Here is a 23242-nt window from a genome sequence, read left to right as displayed (position 1 = left end):
CTCTCGACATCCGCCCAGTGCCCGGCCGCCGCCATTCGCGCGCGCCGCGGCCCGTCATTCGAGTCTCTGGAGTCAATGCCATGGAACGCGCCGATTGCGCGACGACGCGACGCGTCCGTCCACTCATGCCAGCGTTGCGCCGTTCGTACGCGATGGTGCTGCTTGCGTGTTCGTCGCTGCCGCTCCCCGCCGCCGCGAGCGAACCCGCGCCGGCGGCCGGCCGCATGCCGGATGTCGGCGATGCCGAAGCGGCGCGCAAGCCCGGCGGCAAGCCGGTGCAGTTCAATCCGGACCTCGTCGCTTCGCCGGCCGGCGATGACATCGACCTGTCGCGTTACGAAAAGGGAATGCCCGTGTGGCCCGGCCGCTACCGTTCGGACGTGTATCTGAACGGCGCGATGCTGGGCCGCGACGACGTGACGTTGCGCGAGGCGAGCCGCGGCGCCGTGCAGATCTGCATCAGTCGCGCGCTGCTCGACAAGTTCAACGCGAACCTCGCCCAGATCCCGCCGGAACGGCTCGCGCTGCTCGACGCCCCCGGCGCATGCATCGCGCTGGAACAGCTGCTGCCCGGCACGTCGGCATCGTTCGATGCGGCGGAGGCCCGCCTCGACGTGCAGATTCCGCAGGCGCTGTTACGGCGCGCCGCGCGCGGCTACGTAGATCCGGCGCTGTGGGACAACGGTGTGACGGCGGGATTCGTCGGCTACAACGCGAACATTTACCGAAACGTCGCACGTGGGATGAGCGCGAACAGCGCGTATGTCGGCGTGAATGCGGGCATCAACGTCGGCGACTGGTATCTGCGGCACGACGGCGCGCTGAACTGGCAGCAACGCGGCACGAAACGCTACGGCAGCGTCAACACCTACGTGCAGCACGATCTGACGGCGCTCAAGGCGAGGGTGCGGATCGGCGACGCGAACACGTCCGGCGAACTGTTCGACACGTTCGCGTTTCGCGGCGCGCAGCTCGCGAGCGACGACAGCATGTGGCCGGATTCGCAGCGGGGCTATGCGCCGGTCGTGCGCGGCATCGCCAATACCAACGCGCGCGTGACGATCCGGCAGAACGGCTCGGTGATCTACGAAACGGCGGTGCCGCCCGGACCGTTCGTGATCGACGACCTGTTTCCGACCGGCTACGGCGGCGATCTCGACGTGACCGTCACCGAGGCGGACGGCAGCGCCCGCGCGTTCAAGGTGCCCTACGCATCGGTCGCGCAATCGTTGCGGCCCGGCCAGAGCCGGTTCAGCGCGGTCGCGGGCACCGTGCGCAACCTCGATCTGTCGTACACGCCGCACTTCGTGCAGGCCACCTACAGCCGCGGCATCACCAATCTGCTGACGCTGTACGGCGGCGTGCTCGCGAACGAAAACTATCAGAACGTGCTGGCGGGCGGCGCGCTCAACACGCCATTCGGTGCGATGGCGCTCGACGTGTCGGGCGCAATGACGTCGCAAGACGGCCAGCGGCTGCGCGGAACCAGCGTGCGCGTCACGTACAGCAAGACGATCGAGGCGACGGACAGCACGCTGTCGGTGGCCGCCTATCGCTTCTCGTCTGCCGGGTACCTCGATTTCGCCAACGCGCTCACCTTCGTCGACAACGTCAAGCGCAACCTGACCGGCGCAGACGCACTGCCGGCATGGCGTGCGCGCAATCGCATCTCGATCACGGCGGCGCAGCCGCTCGGCGACCGATGGGGCCAGCTCTACATCAGCGGCTATACGCAGAACTACTGGGCCCGCGGCGGCAGCGACACGCAGTTCCAGATCGGCTACAACAACCGCTATCGCCAGCTCGATTACTCGCTTTCGGCAAACCGGTCCCGCACCTATACCGGCGATCTCGATACGCAGTACATGCTGACCGTGTCGATGCCGCTGGGTTCGAAGCCGATGGCGCCGCGCTTGACCGTCAATCTCGCGCGCGACAGCGTCAGCGGCTTCACGTCGATGGCCAGCGCGACCGGTTTCCTCGGCACGCGCAACGAGGGCAGCTATTCCGTTTCCGCCGCGCGCGAAACCGGCGCGACCTACTCGGGCAACGTGTCGGGGCAATACCGGACGCCCTACACGACGGTCCAGGGCGCGTTCGCAAAGGGCGACGGCTATACGTCGGGGTCGTTCGGGTTGAGCGGAGGCGTCGTGGTTCACCCGGGCGGCGTGACGGCGACCCCGTATACGGCCGACACGATGGCTGTCGTCGCCGCACCGGCGGCAGGCGGCGCGGCGGTGGCCGGTTACGGCGGCATTCGCCTCGATTCGCGCGGCTATGCGGTCGTGCCTTATCTGAATCCCTATCGTCTCAACCGGATCGAGCTCGATCCGCGCGGCCTGCCGGCCGACGTCGAGCTGGAAACGACGAGCCAGCAGGTCGCGCCGCGCAACGGCGCCGTCGTGATGCTGCGCTATCCGACGGTGCAGGGTCGAGCGTTGCTGATCGGCTCGAAGGTATCCGACGGCACCGAGTTGCCGTTCGGGGCGCCGGTATTCGACGGCGCCGGAAACCAGATCGGGATCGTGTCGCAGGGCGGCCGGATTTATGCGCGGCTGCGGAAACCGGACGACGTGCTGACCGTGAAATGGGGGCACGCCGACGCGTGGCAATGCTCGATCAAGGTTGCGTTGCCGCCGCCCGATCGGCACGCCGCACGCGCCGGAATCGAGCGCATCGACGCGCCGTGCCAGCTGCAAGCGAAACCGGCCGCAGCGGGCGGCGAATCGGCCGCTCGACGAAGCCTCGCAGGAGAATCGTGATGGACCACAAGGAAAGGAAACGGAATGCGCGTCGGCGCGCAAACTGGCTGAGTGCCGTATTCGGCGCGCTGCTGTGGATGGCCGGCATCGGCGCCGCGCATGCGGCGCTGGCGAAATGCCAGCCTTCGTCACCGGCCGACCTCGGCCGGTTGCCGGAATCGCTGAAAATTTCCGCGGACGCGCCAATCAACACGGTCCTGTGGAGCAAAAAGGGCATCACGATCTCCGCGACGTGCACGAAGACCCTGCCGGTCCCGGGAACCAGCGGCGTGCCGGCGACGCTGTATCGATGGGCCGACGATCCCAAGCTGACGGCCAACGGGCTCGCGCTGTACGTCACTTACCAGGGCAACCGCGGGTACGGCGCCGCGTCGTTTCCGATGGGCACGACGATCAAGGCGTTCGGGGAGACGGTCGTCACGGCGACCGTCGACGTCGAGCTGGTCAAGGTCGGACCGACGCCAGCCGTCCCGACGGACTTTCCCGTCCTGTCGGTCCTCACGGTATTGATCGGCGGCCCGGACAACGCATATTCGGATTCGGCCCGCTACCTGACGCTCGGCTTCAACAATATTTCGTTTCAGGCGACGACCTGCTCGACCACGACGCCGTCCGTCGCCGTCGATCTGGGTACCCAGTCGCTCGGCAAGTCGTCGGGGCTCGGGTCCGGCGTCGGGTCGACATCGCCGGCCAAGGGGTTCTCGATCGGCCTGCGCTGCGACGCCGGCGTCGCCGGCAACTTCATCGTCAACTTGATGCTCGACGGCAACACGGTCGATGCATCGAACGGCGTGCTCGCGCTGTCGTCGTCGAGCGGAGCCACGGGCGTAGGCATCCAGGTGCTCAGGAGCGACGGTCAGCCCGTTCCGTTCGGCACACCGTGGAAGGTCGCGGGATCGCTGTCGTCGACGCTGCTGGTGCCGCTCTCGGCCCGCTATTACCAGACCCGGCAGACGACCCGGGCCGGCACCGCGAATGGCGCGGCGACTTTCACGATCATCTACCGGTAACACCGCGGCGCGTGTCCCGCGCCGCTCAGAGCAATCCGTTTTCGTACGCGTATCGGATCAGGTGAATGTTGGTGTCGGCGCGCAGCTTGCGCATGGCCGTGTATTTTTGTGTCGATACGGTGCTGACCGAGCGGCCGAGCTGTTTCGCGATGTCGGCAAGCGAGTGCCCGGAAACGAACAACCGCACGACATCGAGCTCCTTTTGCGTGAGCGGCGGCGGGGCCTCGTGCAATACCGTGCCGGCCTGATCGACGATCGTCCGGACGGTCGGCGACAGATAGTGCGAGCTGCCATCGCTGATGTATCGGCATGCGCGCAGGATCTCCCCGACTTCATCCTCCTTGCTGACGATGGCCGCCACGCCGAGGCGGACGGCGGCCGCGAACACGGTCGGATTCTTCTGCGCGGTAAACAGCACGCGCCCGGCTTTCGGTGCCACGTCTCGAAGCTTGCGCAATAGCGCGAGCCCGTCGACCGGCCGGTTGCCGCGGGTCATCGAATAATCGACGACGACGATGTCGGTCGACGCGCGGGCCAATGATTCGATCAACAGCGAACCTTCATTGCAACAATGCTCGACGTGAAAGGACGGGTCGCGCTGGAACAACTGCATGAGTACGCTTACGACAACCGGATGATCGTCTGCAATGGCGACGGTAATGGCCATAAGGAACTTCTCGGAAAATATTTTGACCGGACAAGTCAACACGGACATCCGCATCAATGTGAATGGGGTTCGGCTGTTACCGTTCAGGGCGGTGCCGGTGACGCTGGTCAAGCAATAATCGATCGATTATTTTCTAAAGGGGACAGAAAGCCGAAATCGAACGTGACGTTGGATCATAGGCAATGAATCTGCAATGAATCGACCATTTCTCCATTCGCCGCCGTTGATATTCGGATGTTCGCGCGACGTCCTGTCAAATGCAGCCTCGGGAATGGCTGACTATCCCGGAAATACAAAGAGCTTTTCAAACCGTTTCAACTCGTCGTAGTCGCTGCAGCGTCGAATACGGCCAATCGGGTCGCGCAATGCGATAATCCGGTAGCCTTGGCGCCGCGCATCCCGTGCGGCGCGGACGCGCGATTTCGCCCCATATCGGCGCTTGACCTGCGCCGACCGACTCGCTAGCGTTTCGGGTTTGCCCGGGCGGCCATTGCCGCCGGTGCCGTGAGCGCGCCCGACGTCCTGGCGCGCGCGGCCGGGCTCCGATGGAAAAGACGATGCAGAAACTCGATGCGGCCAGCCCGCAGGCGATGTCGACGGATTTCACCGCCGACAACGTCGCGCGCCTGAAGGCGCTGTTCCCCGAACTCGTGACCGAAGGCCCGGACGGCGCGTCGGTCGACGTCGACGTGCTGAAGGCGCTGATCGGCGAACGCACGGTCGGCGCCGCCGACGAGCGCTACGGCTTCCACTGGCACGGCAAGCGCAGCGCGCGCCAGGCCGCGCTGACGCCGTCGACGGGCACGCTGCGCCCCTGCCCCGACGACAGCGTCGCATGGGACGACACGCGCCATCTCGTGATCGAGGGCGACAACCTCGACGTGATGAAGCTGCTGCACAAGAGCTACGCGGGCAAGGTGAAGCTCGTCTACATCGACCCGCCGTACAACACCGGCAGCGATTTCGTCTATCCGGACGACTTCAGCGACAGCATCCGCCACTACCTGGCGATGACCGGCCAGACCGACGGCGGCGTGAAGCGCAGCACCAATACCGAGGCGAACGGCCGGTTCCATACCGACTGGCTGAACATGATGTATCCGCGCCTGAAGCTCGCGCATGCGCTGCTGTCCGACGAAGGGCTGATCGCCGTGCACATCGACGAGCACGAAGTGCATGCGCTGGTGCTGATGCTGCGCGAGATCTTCGGCGAGGAAAACGAGCTCGGCGTGGCCGTGTGGGACAAGCGCAACCCGAAGGGCGACGCGCGCGGCGTCGCGTACCAGCACGAATCGCTGGTGCTGTTCGCGCGCAACGCCGAGACGCTGCTCGAACGGGCGCCGCTCAAGCGCCCGAAGCGCAACGCGCAGCGCATGCTCGACGCCGCGCACGACGCGGTATACCGAAGCGGCAACCCGAAGGACGCGCAGAAGGCGTACCGCGCGTGGCTGAAGGCGCAGACCAACCTGTCCGGCGGCGAAGTGATGTACGACCGGCTGTCGGCGGAAGGCCGCGTGTACCGCCTCGTGTCGATGGCCTGGCCGAACAAGAAGAAGGCGCCGGACGAATATTTCACGCCGCTGATCCACCCGGTCACCGGCAAGCCGTGCGCGATGCCGGCGCGCGGCTGGCGCAACCCGCCCGCGACGATGCAGGCGTTGCTCGAGCGCGGCCAGATCGAATTCGGCCCGGATGAAACCACGCAGCCGCAGCGGATCTACTACCTCGACGAGAACATGTACGAGAACGTGCCGTCGGTGCTGCCGTTCGCCGGCTCCGACGACGCGCTCTTGAAGACGCTCGGCATTCCGTTCGACCTGCCGAAGCCGGTCGACTTCGCGGCGGCCGTGATCGGCTGGTGCACGCGCGGCGACGACATCGTGCTCGACTGTTTCGCCGGCTCCGGCTCGACCGGCCACGCGGTGATGCAGGTGAATGCGACCGACGGCGGCGCGCGCCGCTACATTCTCGTGCAGCTGCCCGAGGCGCTCGACCGCCGCGACAAGACGCAAGCCGCGGCCGCCGATTTCTGCGCGAAGCTGAAGAAGCCGCTCACGCTCGCGGAAATCACGAAGGAACGCCTGCGCCGCGCCGCGCAGCAGGTCGCGCGCGACTATCCGGAAAGCTATGGCGACCTCGGCTTTCGCGTGTACCGGCTCGACACGACCAACGTGATCGAGTGGGACCCGCGCCGCGACGATTTCGATCACGCGCTGTTCGCGTCCGTCGAACACGTGAAGACCGGCCGCACCGAGGACGACCTGCTCGCCGAGCTGACGCTGAAGCTCGGCCTCGACCTGTGCACGCCGGTCGAGCATCACCAGGTAGCCGGCAAGACGGTGCACCTGATCGGCCGCGCGATCGTCGCGTGCTTCGACGCGCGCATCTCGCGCGACGACGCAGGCCCGCTCGCCGACGGCATCGTCGACCTGCTCGATGCGACCGGCGCGTCGCGCGACGTCACGTGCCTGTTCCGCGACAGCGGCTTCGTCGACGACGTCGCGAAGCTCAATCTCGCCGCGCTGCTCGAACAGCACGGCGTGAAGCGCGTGCGGAGCCTGTGATGCGGCTGCATTTCGAAGCGGATCTCGACTACCAGCGCGAGGCGATCGACGCCGTCTGCGACCTGTTTCGCGGACAGGAGTCGTATCGCGGCGACTTCAGCGTGCTCGCGAACGCCGCGCCCGGCACGACGGCCGCAGCTCAAGGCTCGCTCGGCTTCGCGGTATCGGAGCAAGGCGTCGGCAACCGGCTGTCGCTGACCGACGACGCGCTCGCGCGCAATCTCGCCGACGTGCAGTTGCGCGGCGGGCTGCCGCCGTCCGGCCTGCCCGGCTCGCGCGACTTCACCGTCGAGATGGAGACGGGTACCGGCAAGACCTACGTGTACCTGCGCACGATCTTCGAGTTGAACCGCCGCTACGGCTTCACGAAATTCGTGATCGTCGTGCCGTCGATCGCGATCAAGGAAGGCGTGCACAAGACGCTCGCGATCACCGAGGATCACTTCCGCGCGCTGTACGCGGGCGTGCCGTACGACTACTTCCTGTACGACTCCGCGAAGCTCGGCCAGGTGCGCCACTTCGCGGCGAGCGCGGCGATCCAGATCATGGTGATGACGGTCGCCGCGATCAACAAGAAAGAGATCAACAACCTCTACAAGGACAGCGAGAAGACCGGCGGCGAGAAACCGATCGACCTGATCCGCGCGACGCGGCCGATCGTGATCGTCGACGAGCCGCAAAGCGTCGACGGCGGCCTCGAGGGGCGCGGCCGCGAGGCGCTCGCCGCGATGAATCCGCTGTGCACGCTGCGCTATTCGGCCACGCACGTCGACCGCCACCACATGGTGTACCGGCTCGACGCGGTCGACGCGTACGAGCGCAAGCTCGTCAAGCAGATCGAAATCGCGTCGGCGATCGTCGAGGATGCGCACAACAAGCCGTACGTGCGGCTCGTCGGCGTGTCGAACCGGCGCGGCGCGATCAGCGCGCGCATCGAGCTCGACGTCGCGACGGCCGCGGGCGTGAAACGCCAGATCGTGTCGGCAACCGACGGCGACGATCTCGAGCGCCTGACCAGGCGCGCGCTGTACGCGGGGCTGCGGATCGGCGAAGTGCATGCGGTCAAGGGCGCCGAGTACGTCGAACTGCGCCATCCGGAAGGCGAGGCGTTCCTGTCGCTCGGCGAGGCGTTCGGCGACATCGACACGCTCGCCGTGCAGCGCGAGATGATCCGCCGCACGATCCGCGAGCATCTCGACAAGGAGTTGCGCCTCGCCGAGCGCGGCGTGAAGGTGCTGTCGCTGTTCTTCGTCGATTCGGTCGAGCGCTATCGCCGCTACGACGAGAACGGGATGCCCGTGAAGGGCGACTACGCGCTGATCTTCGAAGAGGAATATGCGCGCGCGGCGCGCGTGCCGGCCTACCGTGCGCTGTTCGACGGCGTCGACATCGCGCTTGAAGTGGAGCGTGCGCACAACGGCTACTTCTCGATCGACCGCAAGGGCGGCTGGACCGACACGAGCGAGAGCAGCGCGGCGGCCCGCGAGAACGCGGAGCGCGCGTACGGCCTGATCATGCGCGAGAAGGAAGCGCTGCTGTCGTTCGACACGCCGCTGAAGTTCATCTTCTCGCACTCGGCGCTCAAGGAAGGCTGGGACAACCCGAACGTGTTCCAGATCTGCACGCTGCGCGACATCCAGACCGAGCGCGAGCGCCGCCAGACGCTTGGCCGCGGGCTGCGCCTCGCCGTCGACCAGGACGGCGAACGCGTGCGCGACCCGGGCGTGAACACGCTGACCGTGATCGCGACCGAGCGCTACGAGTCGTTCGCGGAGAATCTGCAAAAGGAAATCGAGGCCGATACCGGCATTCGTTTCGGGATCGTCGAGGAGCACCAGTTCGCAGCGCTGCCGGTGCAGGAAGACGGCGGCCCCGCGCATGCGCTCGGCGTCGAGCTGTCGCGCGTGCTGTGGAACCATCTGCACGAACAGGGCTACGTCGACGCGCAGGGCAAGGTGCTCGACCGGCTGAAGGATGCGCTGCGCCAGAGCGCGCTCGTGCTGCCGGACGCGTTCGAGCGGCTGCGTGCGCCGATCGTCGCGACGCTGCGCAAGCTGTCGGGCCGCTTCGCGGTGCGCAACGCCGACGAGCGCCGCGCGATCGCGTTGCGGCGCGATGCGTCGGGCAAGGCCGTCGTGTTCGGCGAGGATTTCCGTGCGCTGTGGGATCGCATCCGTCATCGCACCGTGTACCGCGTCGAGTTCGACAACGCGAAGCTGGTGCGCGACTGCACGGCCGCGTTGCGCGCCGCGCCGGACATCGCGCGGGCGCGGCTGCAGTGGCGCAAGGCCGAGATCGACATCGGCAAGGCCGGCATCGAGGCGATCGAGGTGGCCGGCGCCGGCACGGTGCTGCTCGACGAAGGCGAGTTGCCGCTGCCCGACCTGCTCACCGAGTTGCAGGACCGGACGCAGCTCACGCGCCGTTCGCTCGCGACGATCCTTGCGGACAGCGGCCGGCTCGACGATTTCCGCGTGAATCCGCAGCAGTTCATTGCGGTGGCGGCCGACGCGATCAACCGCTGCAAGCGGCTCGCGCTCGTCGCGGGCATCGCGTACCGCAAGCTCGGCGAGCGCCACGTGCATGCGCTCGAATCGTTCGAGAGCGAAGCGCTGACCGGCTACCTGCGCAATCTGCGGCCGGACGCGCGCAAGTCGATCCACGAGGCCGTCGTGTGCGAGACGGACGCCGAGCGCGCATTCGCCGACGCGCTCGAAGCGCACGACGGCGTGAAGCTGTACGCGAAGCTGCCGGCGTGGTTCCGCGTGCAGACGCCGCTCGGCAGCTACCATCCGGACTGGGCCGTGCTCGCGGAACAGCACGGCGGCGAGCGGCTGTACTTCGTCGTCGATACGCCGAATGCCGACGGCCACGTGCCGAGCGAGCACGAGCGCGCGAAGCTCGCGTGCGGCGAAGCGCATTTCCGTGCGCTGACCGATGGCGACGGCGCGGCGCGCTTCGTGCGCGTCGGGCAGCCGGATGCGTTGTTCGAACCCGCGGCGGCGCCGGCGGGCGCGGTGCGGTGACACGCAGGGCGGCGACGAGCCGCCCTTTTTATCGGCGTGGCCCGGCCGTCGTCGATCGCGCCGGGTATCCGCGCATCGCCCGCTGCGTCATCCGCGTGAAAGCAATCCGCATGCTCGCGTGCGGGCGACGCCGTTACGGCTGGTTGCAAATCGGGTCGGCACGATGTTTTCGTTCGCCCGACACGTTGCGTTTTCGTCATGAAAAAGGGCGCCGAAGCGCCCTTCCCGTGCATTCACCGGCTGCGCTTACAGCGTGCGGCCGAATGCGTTGCGATGCGAATGATGCGTGGACGTCGACGCATGCGCGGTATGGCCATGCGCGTGCGAGTGACCGCGGCCCGGCTGCGTGCCGGCGCGATCGGCGATCGTGTCGGAACGGTCCGCCGCGCGCGACAGGCCCTTGTCGCGATCGCCGGCGTGCATGCCGTTCGAGTTGCTCAGCGCCTGGCCGCTCATGTGGCCGCCCGACATGCCGCCTGCGTTGCCGCCCGAGCCGCCAGCGCCATGACCGCCGCCGTTGCCCCCGCCATTGCCGCCGGCCGCCGCATGGGCAGACACCGAGCCGAGCGCGAACAGCGCGGCCGCCAGGACGGACAGATATCGTTGCTGTTTCATTTTGTGCTCCCTTGAGCGCGTTTGCGTGACTGCATTTTATGAACGCGCAGAATTCGTGCAGCACGACGTTGTAAATGATCGTAACGACGCGTGCGGCACGCATTCGTCGGATCAATTGGGGGCGTGCATGAACGCAGGGGCGAAGCGCCGGGGCGATGCCGCGACGTCGCCCAAACGACGACGCGCCTACTGCGCCGGCTGCATGCGCTGCGCGGCGGCCTTGTGCTGCGCGGCTTGCTCTTGCGCGTGCTTCTTCGCCATGTGATGGCCGACGATACAGCCGCCCACGGCGCCGACCACCGCGTGGTGCCCCGCATAGTGTCCGGCCACACCGCCGACCACCGCACCCTTCATGCAGCCCGCCGCGTGCGCGCTGCCGATCGTTGCGAGCGCAACGACAGCGGCGGCGGCACGCAGTCCGATGTATCGAACGGGCATCATGTTTTCACTCTCCTCTCGAATGATCGGTCGAGCCGCTTAGTCCCAGCGGCCGCCACGCCAGCCGCCGCGCTCGCGCCACTCGTGCTCGCGCCATTCATGGCGGCGCCACTCGTGTTCGCGCCATTCGCGCTGACGCCAGCCGTCGCCGCGCCAACCGTCGTCGCGATAGCCGACCGGCGCGTACATCACCGGCGGAGGCGGCGCCACGTAGACGGGCGCCGGCGCAGCGTAGACGCCCGGCACGCCGATGCCGACCGACAGGTCGACGTGGGCCGATGCGACGCCCGAGGCTGCCAGCGCCGCTACACCGAGAACTGCACCGAGAATAAGTTTCTTGCTCATTTCGCGACTCCCTGCACGTGTCGTGCGTCGTGTGACTACGGTTCGGAGTCTAGGCACCGGACGCCGACACAGGTGAAACGGGTATGCGAGACAGGTAACGGACGTTTACAGGTGTCCGCAAAGCCTGATGGAGCACGGGGGAGGCGGCATGCCGGACACCGTTGCGGCGATGCATCGGGTCGGTAAAAAAGGTTTTTTCGGCACGAAACCGGCGATCGGATCGAACCCGCCGGCGCACGGGGAGCGAACCGCCCTCATCCTGCGGCGCGAGCGGTTCGCGGCGGCGCGCGGTTACGCGCGGATATCGTCGACGCTGCGCAACCAGTGCACGCTGAACAGGTTGTCCGCATCGGTCCACACGGTATCGGGTTCGAACCCGGCGCGGCGCGCGATCGCATGGAAGCCGTCGATCGTGAACTTGTGCGAGTTCTCCGTGTGGATGCGCTCGCCGGCTTCGAAGCTGAACGTGTGGCCGCGCACGTGTACGGTCTGCGCGACGTCGCTGACGAGATGCATCTCGATGCGCTGCCGCTCGCGGTCGTAGAACGCGCAGTGCGAGAACGCATCGACGTCGAAATCCGCGCCGAGTTCGGCGTTCGCGCGCACCAGCAGGTTCAGGTTGAACTGCGCGGTCACGCCCTGCGCGTCGTTGTACGCGGCGTGCAGCGTGCGCTCGTCCTTCACGAGATCCGCGCCGACCAGCAGGCCGCCGCCGCGCAGCAGCCGCGCCGCGTCGCGCAGGAACGTGTCGGCCTCTTCCGGCGAGAAGTTGCCGATCGTCGACCCGGGAAAGAAGCCGATGCGCCGCCGCGGCGTTTCGGTCAGCTCGGCCAGTTGCTCGGCCTTCGTGTAGTCGGCCGCGAGCGGCGCGACGTCGAGCCACGGATACGCGGCGCGCAGGCGGGTGGCCGCGCCGTGCAGATGGTCGGCCGAGATGTCGATCGGCACGTAGCGCGCCGGCGCGTTCGCGTAGTTGTTCGCGAACGCGTCGAGCAGGATGCGGATCTTCTCGAGCGAGCCCGCGCCGAATTCGACGATGTCCGCATGCGGGCCGACACGCTGCGCGATCTCGGCCGCGCGCTCGCGCAGGATGCCGAGCTCGGTACGCGTCGGGTAATACTCCGGCAGTTCGCAGATGCGGTCGAACAGCGCGGAACCGGCCGCATCGTAGAAGTATTTCGGCGAAATGCTGCGCGGCGTGCGCGACAGTCCGTCGATCAGGTCGCGCTCGAACGCGCTCGGCCGCGCATCGCGGGCGGGTTGCAGGCCACCGCTCGTGGCCGTCAGGTCAGACGTCTCGCGCAAGTCGCACTCCCGTGAATTGCCAGCGTGCCGCCGGCGGAAAGAAATTGCGGTACGTCGGCCGTTCGTGCCCGGGCGGCGTCGCGATGCTGCTGCCGCGCAGAACCTGCTGGCCGACCATGAACTTGCCGTTGTACTCGGCCGCCACACCCGCGAGCGGCCGAAAGCCCGGATACGGCTCGTAGGACGAACGCGTCCACTGCCACACCTGCCCGAGCATCTGCTGGATGCCGTCGGCCGCGAACGCGGTTTCCCATTCGAATTCGGTCGGCAGCCGCGCACCGGCCCATTCCGCATACGCGGCCGCTTCGTAGAAGCTCACGTGACACACCGGCGCGTCGGGCGCGAGCGGCTCGACGCCGTGCAGGCCGAAGGTGCGCCGCACGCGCGTGGCGGCCGCGTCGTCGTCGTCCGGCATCCAGTACGCGGGCCCTTGCCACCCTTCCCGCTGCACCGTGGCCCAGCCGTCGGACAGCCAGAATTCGGGGCGCGTATAGCCGCCGTCCGCGACGAACGCCGCGAATTCCGCGTTCGTCACGAGGCGATTCGCGATCTCGTACGGCCGCACGAGCGCCGTATGACGCGGCCGTTCGTTGTCGAACGAGAACCCATCGCCGTCGTGGCCGATCTCGACGAGCCCGCCTGGCTGATGCAGCCAGCGCAACGGGCCGGCGTCGCCCGCGGCGAGCGCGCGTTGCGCATCGGCGCCGGTGCGTGGCCGGAACGCCGGTCGCAACGGGTTGCACGAGAACGCATGCAGCATGTCGGTGACGATCAGTTCCTGATGCTGCTGCTCGTGATGCAGGCCGAGCACCAGCTCGGGCGCGATCGCCTCGAGCCGCGCCGCGTCGGCCTCGGCCAGCGCGTGCAGCATCGCGTCGTCGACGTATTGCCGGTACGCATGCACGTCGTCCAGCGATGGACGCGTGAGCAGGCCGCGCTGCGGTCGCGGATGGCGCGGGCCGAGCGCTTCGTAATAGGAATTGAAGAGAAACTGGAATGCGTCGTCGAACGGCGCGTAGCCGGGCACGCGGCGCATCAGCACGACGGTTTCGAAGAACCACGTCGTATGCGCGAGGTGCCATTTCGTCGGGCTCGCGTCGGGCATCGACTGCACGGCCTGGTCTTCGGCGGACAGCGTCGCGGTCAACGCGACGCTATGGGCGCGCACGTCCTGGTAACGGCGCTGAAGCTGTGATGCAAGGAGGCTCATCGGTTTACCGTCCACGTCGCGATTCGCTGCGTTGCGTTGCCGGAAAAGGGAAAGCCTTGCGCTGGGGTGCGCGCGGCTGACGTGCAACCTGCTGCTGCGTCGTTGGGCAACCGGCGCGCGCGCCGGGCCGCGGATGCGGCGTCACTTCGTCTGCCCGTGCAGAACAGTATGGTCCAGAAATGTGAACGTCGCGAATCGGATTTCCGATGAAACGAAGCGGAAAGAAAAATGAAAGCATTCTCGATTGGGGGGCGTCGCACGCGGCACGAACCGTCGGCGGCCGTCGCGGCCGGGTTCGGCCGACGGACGCAATACACGTGCCCGCGACTGCACACTGCTGACGTCCGGTGACAACCGCACGGCGTGCATGAAAGGTCGATGGCGCGCGTTCGTCGGCGGAACGGCGCGATGCGCCCCCTTCGTCCGTCGACATCGCGTCCCGCAGCGCCCTGCTCGACGGCCTCGCCCTTCGCTTGCCGCTGCCCGCGTCGACGGTTCCGAAAATTTTTTTGCGTCGATGTCACACCCGCGGGGGGCTCGCTCGTCATATCGGCGGAACCCACACGAAAGGAGAAGCCACCATGACTGCAAAACTCAATCCGTTTGCCGCCGCCCCCGCGCTGATGAAGCACTGGATGACCGTGTCGGTCGCCGCCGCCGGGAGCCTCGAGCCGACGCTGATCGAGCTGGTCAAGATCCGCGCGTCGCAGATCAACGCGTGCGCGAACTGCATTAACATGCACACCGCCGAGGCGCGCGAGCAAGGCGAGAGCGAGCAGCGCATCTACCTGCTGTCCGCGTGGCGCGAAGCGCCCTGCTACACCGACCGCGAGCGCGCGGCGCTCGGCTGGACCGACGCGCTCACGCGGCTGTCGGAGGGACACGCTGCGCACGAAGCGGCCTATGCGGCGCTGAACGACCATTTCAGCGAGGAGGAACAGGTGAAACTCACGGTGATGATCAACGTGATCAACGGCTGGAACCGGCTCGCCGTCGGCTTCGGGCTGTGGGTCGACCCGGCCGACGCGAAGGCCGCCGCCGCGAAGATGGTGGCCTGATGTCCAACCTCGACCCGGCCAACGTCGGCGCCGACGAACGGGCCGACGCGGCGGCGAGCTTCGATCCGCTGCGCCGCACGCTGCTGCGCGTCGCGTACCGGATGCTCGGTTCCGTCGCGGATGCCGAGGACATGGTGCAGGAGGCGTTCATCCGCTGGATGGACGTCGACCGCACCGACGTGCGCGTGCCGGAGGCGTTCCTGCGCCGCATGGTGACGCGCATGTGCCTCGATCAGTTGAAGTCCGCGCGGCGCCAGCGCGAAACCTATATCGGCCCGTGGCTGCCCGAGCCGGTCGTCGAGGAAGATCAACAGGACGACGTCACGCTGCCGCTGCTGCTCGCGCTCGAACGGCTCTCGCCGCTCGAACGCGCGGCGTTCCTGCTGCACGACGTGTTCGGCCTCGAATTCGACGAAGTCGCCGCGACGATCCAGCGCGAGCCGGCCGCGTGCCGGCAACTCGCCGCGCGGGCACGCACGCACGTGCGCGACGCGCGGCCGCGTTTTCATGTCGAGAAGCAGCGCGGGATCGAGCTGGCCGAAGCGTTCTTCGCGGCGTCACGCAGCGGCGACATGCGCGCGCTCGGCGCGATGCTCGCCGAGGACGTGAGCCTGCATTCGGACGGCGGCGGCAAGCGTACCGCGGCCGGCAAGCCGGTGTTCGGCTTCGAACGCGTGATGCGGGTGCACGCGTACCTCGCCGAGCTGTTCACGACGCATGCGTCGAAGCTCGTGCGGGCCGGGTACATCAACGGATTGCCGGGTTTCGTCACGCTGGAAGCCGACGGCGAGCTGCAGACGACCGCGCTCGAGATCGACGACGGGAAGATCGTCGCGATCTATGTCGTGCGCAATCCTGACAAATTGAAGCATCTGCATTGAGGGTGGCGCGAGCATGCGTCGCGTGCCATGTGGATGCATGGCGACGGCGCCGCCCGCCCTCTTCTGTTCACCCCGCGTTGCCGGTTGCCGGCGACCGCGATCAGAACGTCATGCCGCCGGCGTTGCCGATCATGTACAGCAGTACGCCGAGCAGCGGCGTCGCGACGGCGAAACCGGCCGCCGCCAGCCAGTTCGTGCCGCCTTGCGCGTCGAGCAGCGCGAGAAACGATTCGCGGGACGTCGCGTTCGGGCGCAGCTTTTCGATCCTGCGTTCGACGTACCGCTTGTAGAGGCCGTTCCCGTACCAGCCCAGCGACACCGCGATCGCAATCGTGGCCGGGTCGAGCGTGCTCGATTCGAAGTATCCCGGGAAGTACAGCAACTCGATCAGCGTGATGCCCAGCGTGACGGCGAGCACGGCGGCCGCCTGCCAGTACATGCATCGATACGCCATCCAGACCGGGCCGAGAAAGCACGCGGCCCAGTTCCACGACTGCCGGCTCTTGCGCGATTCGGCGATCGCCCACTTTCGTTCGTACCAGTCGGCCTTCTTGCCGACGTAAGCGGCGATTTCGTCGTGGCTTGCGCGCGATGCGGCGGTCGTGACCTCGGACATGTCGTGTGCTCTCAGTCGCGCGAAGCGCGCGTCGTTGTTTTGATGCGGTGGAAATCGGGCGACGGGCGAAGCCGCCACGTCGATGCGCACACGATTCTACGCGCCGTGCATCGGCCATTGTGTGGCAAGTCGGGATGTCGAACGGAGGATGCGATGCCGCGGTTCGCACGACACGACGCGTCGGGGCTTCACGCGTCGTTTCGGACCGGAAAAGAAAAACGCCACGCGAAGTTGCCGCGTGGCGTTCGTATGTTTGGCGAGCCGCGTTGCCTGTAGGCAAGTTGTGCTGCCGGACCCCTTCATTTTGTTCGTTGGTAGGCTCGATTGGATTCGAACCAACGACCCCCACCATGTCAAGGTGGTGCTCTAACCAACTGAGCTACGAGCCTAAGAAGCCGCGAATTATAGAGAGGGTTTCCGGGGAGCACAAGCCCCTTCGTGAAAATTTTTTGAAACGGGGCGTGCGCGGGCTGACGTCGATGTTGCCTGGCGATGCCGGCAGCGTCGGCCTTATTCGTTCGCGTCACAGCAAAACGCGTCGATGTGCTGCGGTGTTATCCACATTCCCCTCTGGATAACCGTCCGGCAAGCCTCTGGATTCACAGTGGAACGATTGAGGATAGGTCGGCGCGGCTGTGAATCGACGAAAAGTTGTTCTGTGCTGCCGGGCGCTGTTCACGTCGCGCACCCAGGGTTATGCATTTCGCTTCGCGCCGAGAATTCAGTGCGTTACGGAGGTTATCCACTGTGACGCACGGCGCTTGTTAACTATCACTACGTATATATACGAACCCTGTTAAAACCTTTGGATAAGCACAGTCCACCGACTGTGCTTCGCTCGGGATATGCACTGCGTGCAGCGACTGGATGAACGAAGCGGAACGCTGTGAAGCGCATCGATCGATGCGCAAGCCTTCATGTCTGTAGAATCGCCGGCATCCGGGATGCAAAGCCCGACGGACAGGCTCACGGCACATGACCGATTCCTCGTTGACCCGCCTCCACGCGCTCGATATCGACACAGTCGTACAACGGATGCAGCGACATCCCGGCGACGTCGTGTTCGAGCGACGTGCGTCGATACCGGAAGCCGAAGTTCTGTGTTGCCGCTACAAGGGCCAGCGATTCAACGTGAAGTTCGATCTCAACTACGGGGTTTCCGTCGAGCGTGTCGGGCAACTTTCCGACGAAGATATCGCGGCGATCGTCGGATGGCTCGCGAAGGAGGCAGGGTGATCACGACAGACGACGCCGGGCGAAGCGATCGATGAGCGCGCCTGTCGACGCGATGAAGGAAACGTCCATCGCCGGCCATGTCGCGGTTGCGGCGACCGACGTGGCGATTCGCGCCCGCAGGCGCTCGTCGAGTATTACCGTGAGACCGGCGTCGTGCGGCCCGGGTACCGTTCGGTCGCATGGCGCGGACCGGCGCAATACATCGTCGAACGACATGCCCGAATCGCGCGAGGCATTTCGAATCCTGAGCCATCGATGACAGCGAGCGATACGATGAAACCGAAGCAAGACCCGGGCGATACCAGTACTGCCCGCCACCGGAGCCGGTAATGGGACCGATCATGTGCCATCGGCACGGACGCGATAACGGGATCACGACGTCGACTGGCATCGCCGCGCGCATCCGGCAGCGCGGGCAGTTCTCGCCGGGCGAACTCGTGAAGGTTTCGCTCGACCGGCCGAAATACAGCCGTGAAATGTGGATGCTGCGTGCCGAACTTGACGAACACGAGGTCGATGCGACCTTCATCGACAACGTTGCGCACGTGAAGGCGTTTCCGAAGATTGCGGCGCTGGAGCGTTTGCGTGCGCATCTGTGTTCGGCATGCCTGGACGAATTGCTCGTGCGCTCCGGCGAGGTGCCTTATAAACCGACGACGAAGGAACAGGCGTTCGACACGTCCGTCGTCGCGGCGAATGCGAATTGGCCGCGCGGCGTCGCACGCTGCGAATTGCACGGCTTGATCCGGCCGACGCGGACGTCACCGGATATCGAGGCCGCGATCTTGTCGATCGACGTGATCCGCGATTGTCCTGTCGTGCGAGTAACCGATGCCAGCATGAAGCAGGGCGCCACGCACTGGTTTGACGAAACGTTCTTGCGCAAGGTGCTCGGGCCGGATATCGACATCGTTGAATCGACGTTCCGCATCGACGATCGGGCTATGTTCGTGCAGCTGTGGGACGCCGGTGAGCTCGTATGTCCGGTATGCCTGCGGGCGGTGTTGGAACGTAGCGGCCTGTGCAACGACGACACGCCGACATGAGCGTAGCGGAGCCATCGTGACGGGCACGATCGAGCAGCACGACATGACGGACGACGCCGCTCGGCGCAAGATTTTCTGGCTGCTTCAACGCGTGACGAGTTTGTCGCACTGGACGCGCAAGCGCGACGGGTTCGCGCGATTTGCTAACGCGTATGAACATGCGGCGAATACGTGGCCCGATGACGATCCGGAGCCGACCACTACGTCATCGCGCCGGAAACCGGCGAGATTCTCGGGATAGTGGGGACGAAGTGACCCGAAGCGCGAGCGGCGGTGTGTGGATAACCGGCGCACGATCCAGTTGAAACCCTGTGCATCCGACCGGTGAGCATTCCGGTTTCGATGGGCTCGTTGGCCTGAATGTCTTGCCCGACAAGGCTTTGTCGACAATGCAAGCGGGCAGCGAACAAATCGCGTGCGACTTCCGGAAGTCGAATGCCTTGTGGATATCGTCGACTCGAAGCCACTCGAAACCCTGTGCATTCAACGGGTGAGCGCAGTCGAATCCGGCGAAGACGCTTGGCCGATCACCCGGCTTGTGGATATCGACGCCCAAAACAACCCGAAACGCTGTGCACGCCAAGGGTGAGCGAACCCATCGAAGTCAGCATGCGGCACCGTCATGATCGATGTGGATATCCTGTTCCGCGGCGACTCGAAACCCTGTGATTCTAAAGGTGATGGAGCGGTTTCAATGTGAATAACAGCCGGCGAAAGCCAGTCGAAACGCTGTGCATTCGAGCGGTGAGCGTGCGCCCGTTCAAGCGGGCCGAGCCGCGCCGGAAAAGGCGCGGGCCGCCACTACCGACCGCCATCCGGGCGCGCATCGTATCACTTCAAGTCTGCTGATCGAGCGCCTGCAGGACCGCTTTCTCCCCGACGCTCCCGGCCGGCCCGACCACCGCATAGTTGAGGCCGTTCACCGATCCATACCGCGCCAGCAGCGCGCCATCCACGCGTTGCCCGGCCGGCAGCAGCCGATGTTCCGATTCCGCCGGCCGGAGATAGAAGCTCAGCGTTTGCCCCGCATCGTCCTGATAAAGCACCATCGCGGCCGTGGCTCCGCTGTCCGTCGTGAACAACCGTCCGCCGACCGGCGTAAACCCCGCCGCGCTCAAATCCGGCAGCTTCGCCGACGCACCGACGCGCCTGGTGAGCCACCCCTGCAAATCGCCTGCACCGGTCGGCCGGTAATCGACTTTCGCCGTCTGATCGACCACCATCATCCGGTAGGCCTTGACCGCATCGCTCATCGGCGCGATGGGCGGCGGCGCGTTCCAGCCGCGCGCTTGCCACCCGCCGAACGTCCCGAGCCCGACGCAGAACACGAACGAAGCCGCCATCGCGAACCGCATCCGCGTGCGCTCCGCGCGCCGGCCGCGAATCGCCGCCGGATCGAGCGCGGGATTGTCCGCCGGCATCCGCACGCTCTCCAGCGCGGCCCGCAGCCGCTGCGCGTCCTGCTGCCATTGCTTCACCTGTTCCGCGCGCTCCGGATGCAGTGCGAGATAGCGTTCGACTGCGGCGCGCGCATCGTCGTCGAGCTGGCCGTCGACATAGGCCTGAAGGTCATGTTCGTTCGGAGGCGTGTTCATTTCTTCATCAACCGCAAGGAAGGAGCAGGCAGTTCGCCGTCGCTGAGCTGGCGCAGTGCCTGGCGCGCGCGCGAGAGCCGCGACATCACGGTGCCGATCGGCACGTCGAGCAGGTCGGCGACTTCCTGATAGGTGAAGCCTTCGACCGCGACGAGCAGCAGCAGGCTGCGCTGTTCGTCGGAGAGCCGGCCGAACGCCTCGAGCGTCGCGCGCGCCGCGAATTCGCGTTCGGCGGACGGCCAGTGCGCTTCGTCGTCGTCGCGGATGCGGCCGAGCAGCCACGCGTAGCGCTTCGCGCTGCGTTTTCCGTCGAGAAACTGCCGGTACAGGATCGTGAACAGCCAGCTGCGCAGCGACGCGTCGTCGCGACGGCTCGTCCAGCGCGACAGCGCGCGCTCGAGCGTCGACTGGACGAGATCGTCGGCCGCGTGGACGTCGCGCGCCAGCCACAACGCGAAGCGTCGCAGCCGGGGGATGAGTTCGCGCAACGCGTCGTCGTCGAGGGCGGTGGAGGGCATGGCCGGGCCGGTTGCCGAAAGGTCGTAGATGCCGCGTAGGACGCCGGTCGGCGCCGATTATTCCCTCCAGCATACGAAAAAACTTTTCGTGGAATAAAGCGGCGCGGGCGGCGTCCTACGCACGTTCGACAATGATCTGACGATCGGGAGTGCATTCATGAAGCAATCTTCGTCTTCTTCGCCGCAGCGCGAGCCCGGGCGCGGGTGGTGGCGCTGGGCCGTGATCGGCGGCGCGGTGGCCGGCGTCGCCGCGGCGTTCGGGTATGCCGGCGGATGGCTCGCGCCCGCGCGCCTGACCCCGCACCGGCTCGTCGACGCGCTGCAGACCAACAGCGGCGTCCATCCGGGCTTTCGGCGCAATCACGCGAAGGGCGTGTGCGTGACCGGCTACTTCGAAGGCAACGGCGCCGCGAGCGCGTATTCGGTCGCGCCGTTCTTCAAGGCGGTTCGCACGCCGGTGGTCGGGCGCTTCGCGTTGCCGGGCGGCAACCCGTACGCGCCCGACAGCAGCGTGCCGATCCGCAGCCTCGCGCTGAAGCTCACCGCGCCGGACGGCGAGCAATGGCGGACCGGGATGAACGCGATGCCGGTGTTTCCTGTGGCGACGCCGCAGGCGTTCTACGAGCAGACGCTCGCGACCCGGCCCGATCCGAAGACAGGCAAGCCCGATCCGGCGAAGGTGAAGGCGTTTTTCGGCGCGCATCCGGAGGCGGCCGCGTTCCTGCAGTGGGTGAAGGGTGCGAAGCCGAGCGCAAGTTACGTCACCGAAAGCTATTACGGGTTGAACGCGTTCTATTTCGTCGACGCGGCCGGCAAGCGCCAGGCGGTGCGGTGGCGCGTCGTGCCGGAGCAGACGGCCGGCGCCGGCGACGTCGCGACGGCCGCCAATCCGAACGTGCTGCAGCAGGACGTGACGCAGCGCATCGCGGCCGGTGCGCAGAAGTGGAAGCTGCTGGTCACGTTGGCCGAGCCCGGCGACCCGGTGGACGACGCGACGAAGATCTGGCCCGCGCAGCGCACGACGATCGACGCGGGCACGCTCGTGCTCGATCGCGTGGAGGCGCAGGACAGCGGCCCGTGCCGCGACGTGAATTACGACCCGACGGTGCTGCCGCAGGGGATCCAGGTGTCGGGTGATCCGTTGCTGGCGGCGCGCTCGGCCGCGTATGCGGATTCGTATCTGCGTCGCACGAGTGAAGAGGCCGGCGTGGCGGGTGTGGCGCGATTGAGTGGGGAGGGACGATGATGAAGGCTTCGACGACGTTTAGCTGGCCGGCGCGGGTGCTGCATTGGGTGATGGCCGCGATGATCCTCGCGATGCTGTTCATCGGGGTGGGAATGGTGGCGTCGGTTTCCGCGCGGCACGAGGTTCTGGTGGCGATTCACAAGCCGCTGGGTGTCGCGGTGCTGGTGCTGGTGTGTGTGCGGATCGTCGTGCGGATTCTGTCGAAGCCGCCGGCGTTGCCCAAGGATCTGCCAGGGTGGCAGAAGGTGGCCGCGCACGGGTCGCATCTCGTGCTGTATGCGCTGATGGTCGCGATGCCGCTGATCGGCTGGGCGATGCTGTCGGCCGGCGGATATCCGGTGACGCTGGGCGGCGGCGTGCAATTGCCGGCGCTGGTGTCGGCCGATCCGGTGACGTTCGCGTGGCTTCGGGTTGCACATCGCGTGCTGGCCTATCTGTTCTTCCTGACGTTCCTCGCGCACTTCGCGGCTGCGCTGTATCACGGGTTGATCCGGCGGGATGGGGTGGTGAGGGCAATGGTGGGGCGGTGAGCGACGCAGATTGCGTTCGATGCGGCGGCCGGTTCGCGGGCGAGCGCGGCTTGCTGCCGCGCTCGCTTATATATGACCAATCGGGAGGTTCGACGGCCGCAGGCACGACATGTCAAAAATATTTCACGAAGGGGGTTGCGGAGACCGGGGCAGGTGCTTAGAATCTCGCCTCTTTCGCGCTAACGGAAACGCGGCGCGGGGGAAGAAGGGAAGCGGTGCTGTTGAAGTCGGTTGTAGCGACTCCAGTGCATACGAAATTAAACCGCAGTCGTCGCAACGAAGTAGTTAAAAAAAGTTGTTGACGAGTTTCAAAAAACGGTTAATAATCTCGCTTCTCTGCTGCTGAAAACGCAGCGCTGCCGGGAAACTTCAGGTTCCCTCGCAGAATGCTCTTTAAAAACTAACAGCCGATAAGTGTGGGCGCTTGATGGAAGCGAGCTGATCCTAGGATCAGATAGCAAAAGTATCAAGAGTCTCACACTAAAGTAAGTCAGGTTTATGAAGTGATTCATATTCCTGTCAGCTTTGAGTGAGCGACCGGTTCGAAAGAACCGAAAACAGTAACAGGTTTGAA

The 23242-nt window shown here is 66.1% G+C and carries 20 protein-coding genes, 1 tRNA gene and 1 pseudogene; 11 read left to right on the top strand and 11 right to left on the bottom strand.

Going from position 1 to position 23242, the window contains the following annotated elements; translation table 11 throughout:
• The first annotated feature begins 125 nt into the window (after positions 1-125).
• A complete protein-coding gene (locus WS95_RS26690) occupies positions 126-2762 on the top strand; it encodes a fimbria/pilus outer membrane usher protein (protein ID WP_257139952.1) in 2637 nt (878 codons plus the stop codon).
• Positions 2762-3772: a fimbrial protein gene (locus tag WS95_RS26685; RefSeq protein ID WP_059827050.1), complete on the top strand. Its 1011-nt coding sequence runs from the start codon at positions 2762-2764 to the stop codon at positions 3770-3772. The genes WS95_RS26690 and WS95_RS26685 overlap by 1 nt, the downstream gene beginning before the upstream one ends.
• A 25-nt stretch (positions 3773-3797) precedes the next feature.
• On the opposite strand, the gene WS95_RS26680 is transcribed toward WS95_RS26685, so the two are convergent.
• Entirely contained in the window at positions 3798-4550 is a 753-nt protein-coding gene (locus WS95_RS26680; protein ID WP_257139951.1) for a response regulator transcription factor, read from the bottom strand.
• Between the two features lie 434 nt (positions 4551-4984).
• Between WS95_RS26680 and WS95_RS26675 the strand changes: the two genes are divergently transcribed.
• The gene (locus WS95_RS26675) at positions 4985-7003 is read left to right on the top strand and encodes a site-specific DNA-methyltransferase (RefSeq protein WP_059827047.1); all 2019 of its coding nucleotides are present in this window, start codon (positions 4985-4987) and stop codon (positions 7001-7003) included.
• Positions 7003-10029, top strand: coding sequence for a type III restriction-modification system endonuclease (locus WS95_RS26670; RefSeq protein WP_059827045.1), 3027 nt, complete (start codon positions 7003-7005; stop codon positions 10027-10029). The genes WS95_RS26675 and WS95_RS26670 overlap by 1 nt, the downstream gene beginning before the upstream one ends.
• Positions 10030-10275: 246 nt before the next feature.
• Here WS95_RS26670 and WS95_RS26665 read toward each other — a convergent pair whose 3' ends face one another.
• From WS95_RS26665 to egtB, 5 genes are all read right to left on the bottom strand, one after another.
• Positions 10276-10644: a hypothetical protein gene (locus tag WS95_RS26665; protein ID WP_034209708.1), complete on the bottom strand. Its 369-nt coding sequence runs from the start codon at positions 10642-10644 to the stop codon at positions 10276-10278.
• A 186-nt stretch (positions 10645-10830) separates the two neighbouring features.
• The gene (locus WS95_RS26660) at positions 10831-11085 is read right to left on the bottom strand and encodes a hypothetical protein (protein WP_059827043.1); all 255 of its coding nucleotides are present in this window, start codon (positions 11083-11085) and stop codon (positions 10831-10833) included.
• A gap of 36 nt (positions 11086-11121) precedes the next feature.
• Complete coding sequence (locus WS95_RS26655; RefSeq protein WP_027783093.1) at positions 11122-11427, bottom strand: hypothetical protein; 306 nt, start codon at positions 11425-11427, stop codon at positions 11122-11124.
• Positions 11428-11718: 291 nt separating this feature from the next.
• A complete protein-coding gene (gene egtD, locus WS95_RS26650) occupies positions 11719-12732 on the bottom strand; it encodes an L-histidine N(alpha)-methyltransferase (protein WP_059780461.1) in 1014 nt (337 codons plus the stop codon).
• Positions 12716-13942, bottom strand: a complete 1227-nt coding sequence (gene egtB / locus WS95_RS26645; RefSeq protein ID WP_059780462.1) for an ergothioneine biosynthesis protein EgtB — start codon at positions 13940-13942, stop codon at positions 12716-12718. Before egtB ends, egtD begins: the two co-directional genes overlap by 17 nt.
• A gap of 581 nt (positions 13943-14523) precedes the next feature.
• Here egtB and WS95_RS26640 point away from each other — a divergent pair.
• Positions 14524-15000, top strand: coding sequence for a carboxymuconolactone decarboxylase family protein (locus WS95_RS26640; protein ID WP_059827041.1), 477 nt, complete (start codon positions 14524-14526; stop codon positions 14998-15000).
• Complete coding sequence (locus tag WS95_RS26635; protein WP_059827039.1) at positions 15000-15881, top strand: sigma-70 family RNA polymerase sigma factor; 882 nt, start codon at positions 15000-15002, stop codon at positions 15879-15881. Before WS95_RS26640 ends, WS95_RS26635 begins: the two co-directional genes overlap by 1 nt.
• Positions 15882-15981: 100 nt before the next feature.
• Here the strand turns inward: WS95_RS26635 and WS95_RS26630 are convergent, their stop codons facing one another.
• Both WS95_RS26630 and WS95_RS26625 read right to left on the bottom strand, forming a co-directional pair.
• Entirely contained in the window at positions 15982-16497 is a 516-nt protein-coding gene (locus WS95_RS26630) for a DUF2628 domain-containing protein (protein WP_059780488.1), read from the bottom strand.
• A 312-nt stretch (positions 16498-16809) separates the two neighbouring features.
• Positions 16810-16886: transfer RNA gene (locus WS95_RS26625), tRNA-Val, on the bottom strand.
• A gap of 586 nt (positions 16887-17472) precedes the next feature.
• Between WS95_RS26625 and WS95_RS26620 the strand changes: the two genes are divergently transcribed.
• Entirely contained in the window at positions 17473-17733 is a 261-nt protein-coding gene (locus WS95_RS26620) for a hypothetical protein (RefSeq protein ID WP_059827037.1), read from the top strand.
• Here the strand turns inward: WS95_RS26620 and WS95_RS35180 are convergent, their stop codons facing one another.
• Entirely contained in the window at positions 17734-17949 is a 216-nt protein-coding gene (locus WS95_RS35180; protein ID WP_059827035.1) for a hypothetical protein, read from the bottom strand. It lies immediately after the preceding gene.
• Between the two features lie 221 nt (positions 17950-18170).
• Here WS95_RS35180 and WS95_RS26610 point away from each other — a divergent pair, with 221 nt between their 5' ends.
• Positions 18171-18779, top strand: a complete 609-nt coding sequence (locus WS95_RS26610) for a hypothetical protein (protein ID WP_156444592.1) — start codon at positions 18171-18173, stop codon at positions 18777-18779.
• A 16-nt stretch (positions 18780-18795) separates the two neighbouring features.
• Positions 18796-18972 (top strand): annotated as a pseudogene (locus WS95_RS26605) (Imm71 family immunity protein); the annotation flags it as partial.
• 643 nt (positions 18973-19615) lie between these two features.
• On the opposite strand, the gene WS95_RS26600 reads toward WS95_RS26605, so the two are convergent.
• Together WS95_RS26600 and WS95_RS26595 are read right to left on the bottom strand one after the other, a co-directional pair.
• Positions 19616-20374 (bottom strand): anti-sigma factor family protein, encoded by a 759-nt coding sequence (locus WS95_RS26600; protein WP_034209720.1) that lies wholly within the window; start codon positions 20372-20374, stop codon positions 19616-19618.
• Positions 20371-20892, bottom strand: coding sequence for a sigma-70 family RNA polymerase sigma factor (locus tag WS95_RS26595; RefSeq protein ID WP_034200555.1), 522 nt, complete (start codon positions 20890-20892; stop codon positions 20371-20373). Before WS95_RS26595 ends, WS95_RS26600 begins: the two co-directional genes overlap by 4 nt.
• 157 nt (positions 20893-21049) lie before the next feature.
• Between WS95_RS26595 and WS95_RS26590 the strand changes: the two genes are divergently transcribed.
• Positions 21050-22138: a catalase family peroxidase gene (locus tag WS95_RS26590; RefSeq protein WP_059827033.1), complete on the top strand. Its 1089-nt coding sequence runs from the start codon at positions 21050-21052 to the stop codon at positions 22136-22138.
• The gene (locus tag WS95_RS26585) at positions 22135-22668 is read left to right on the top strand and encodes a cytochrome b (protein ID WP_059827031.1); all 534 of its coding nucleotides are present in this window, start codon (positions 22135-22137) and stop codon (positions 22666-22668) included. The genes WS95_RS26590 and WS95_RS26585 overlap by 4 nt, the downstream gene beginning before the upstream one ends.
• Positions 22669-23242: the final 574 nt, after the last annotated feature.

The sequence above is a fragment of the Burkholderia sp. MSMB1826 genome, assembly GCF_001526325.1.
Taxonomy (GTDB): domain Bacteria; phylum Pseudomonadota; class Gammaproteobacteria; order Burkholderiales; family Burkholderiaceae; genus Burkholderia.
This window is presented reverse-complemented; position numbering and strand designations above follow the sequence as displayed.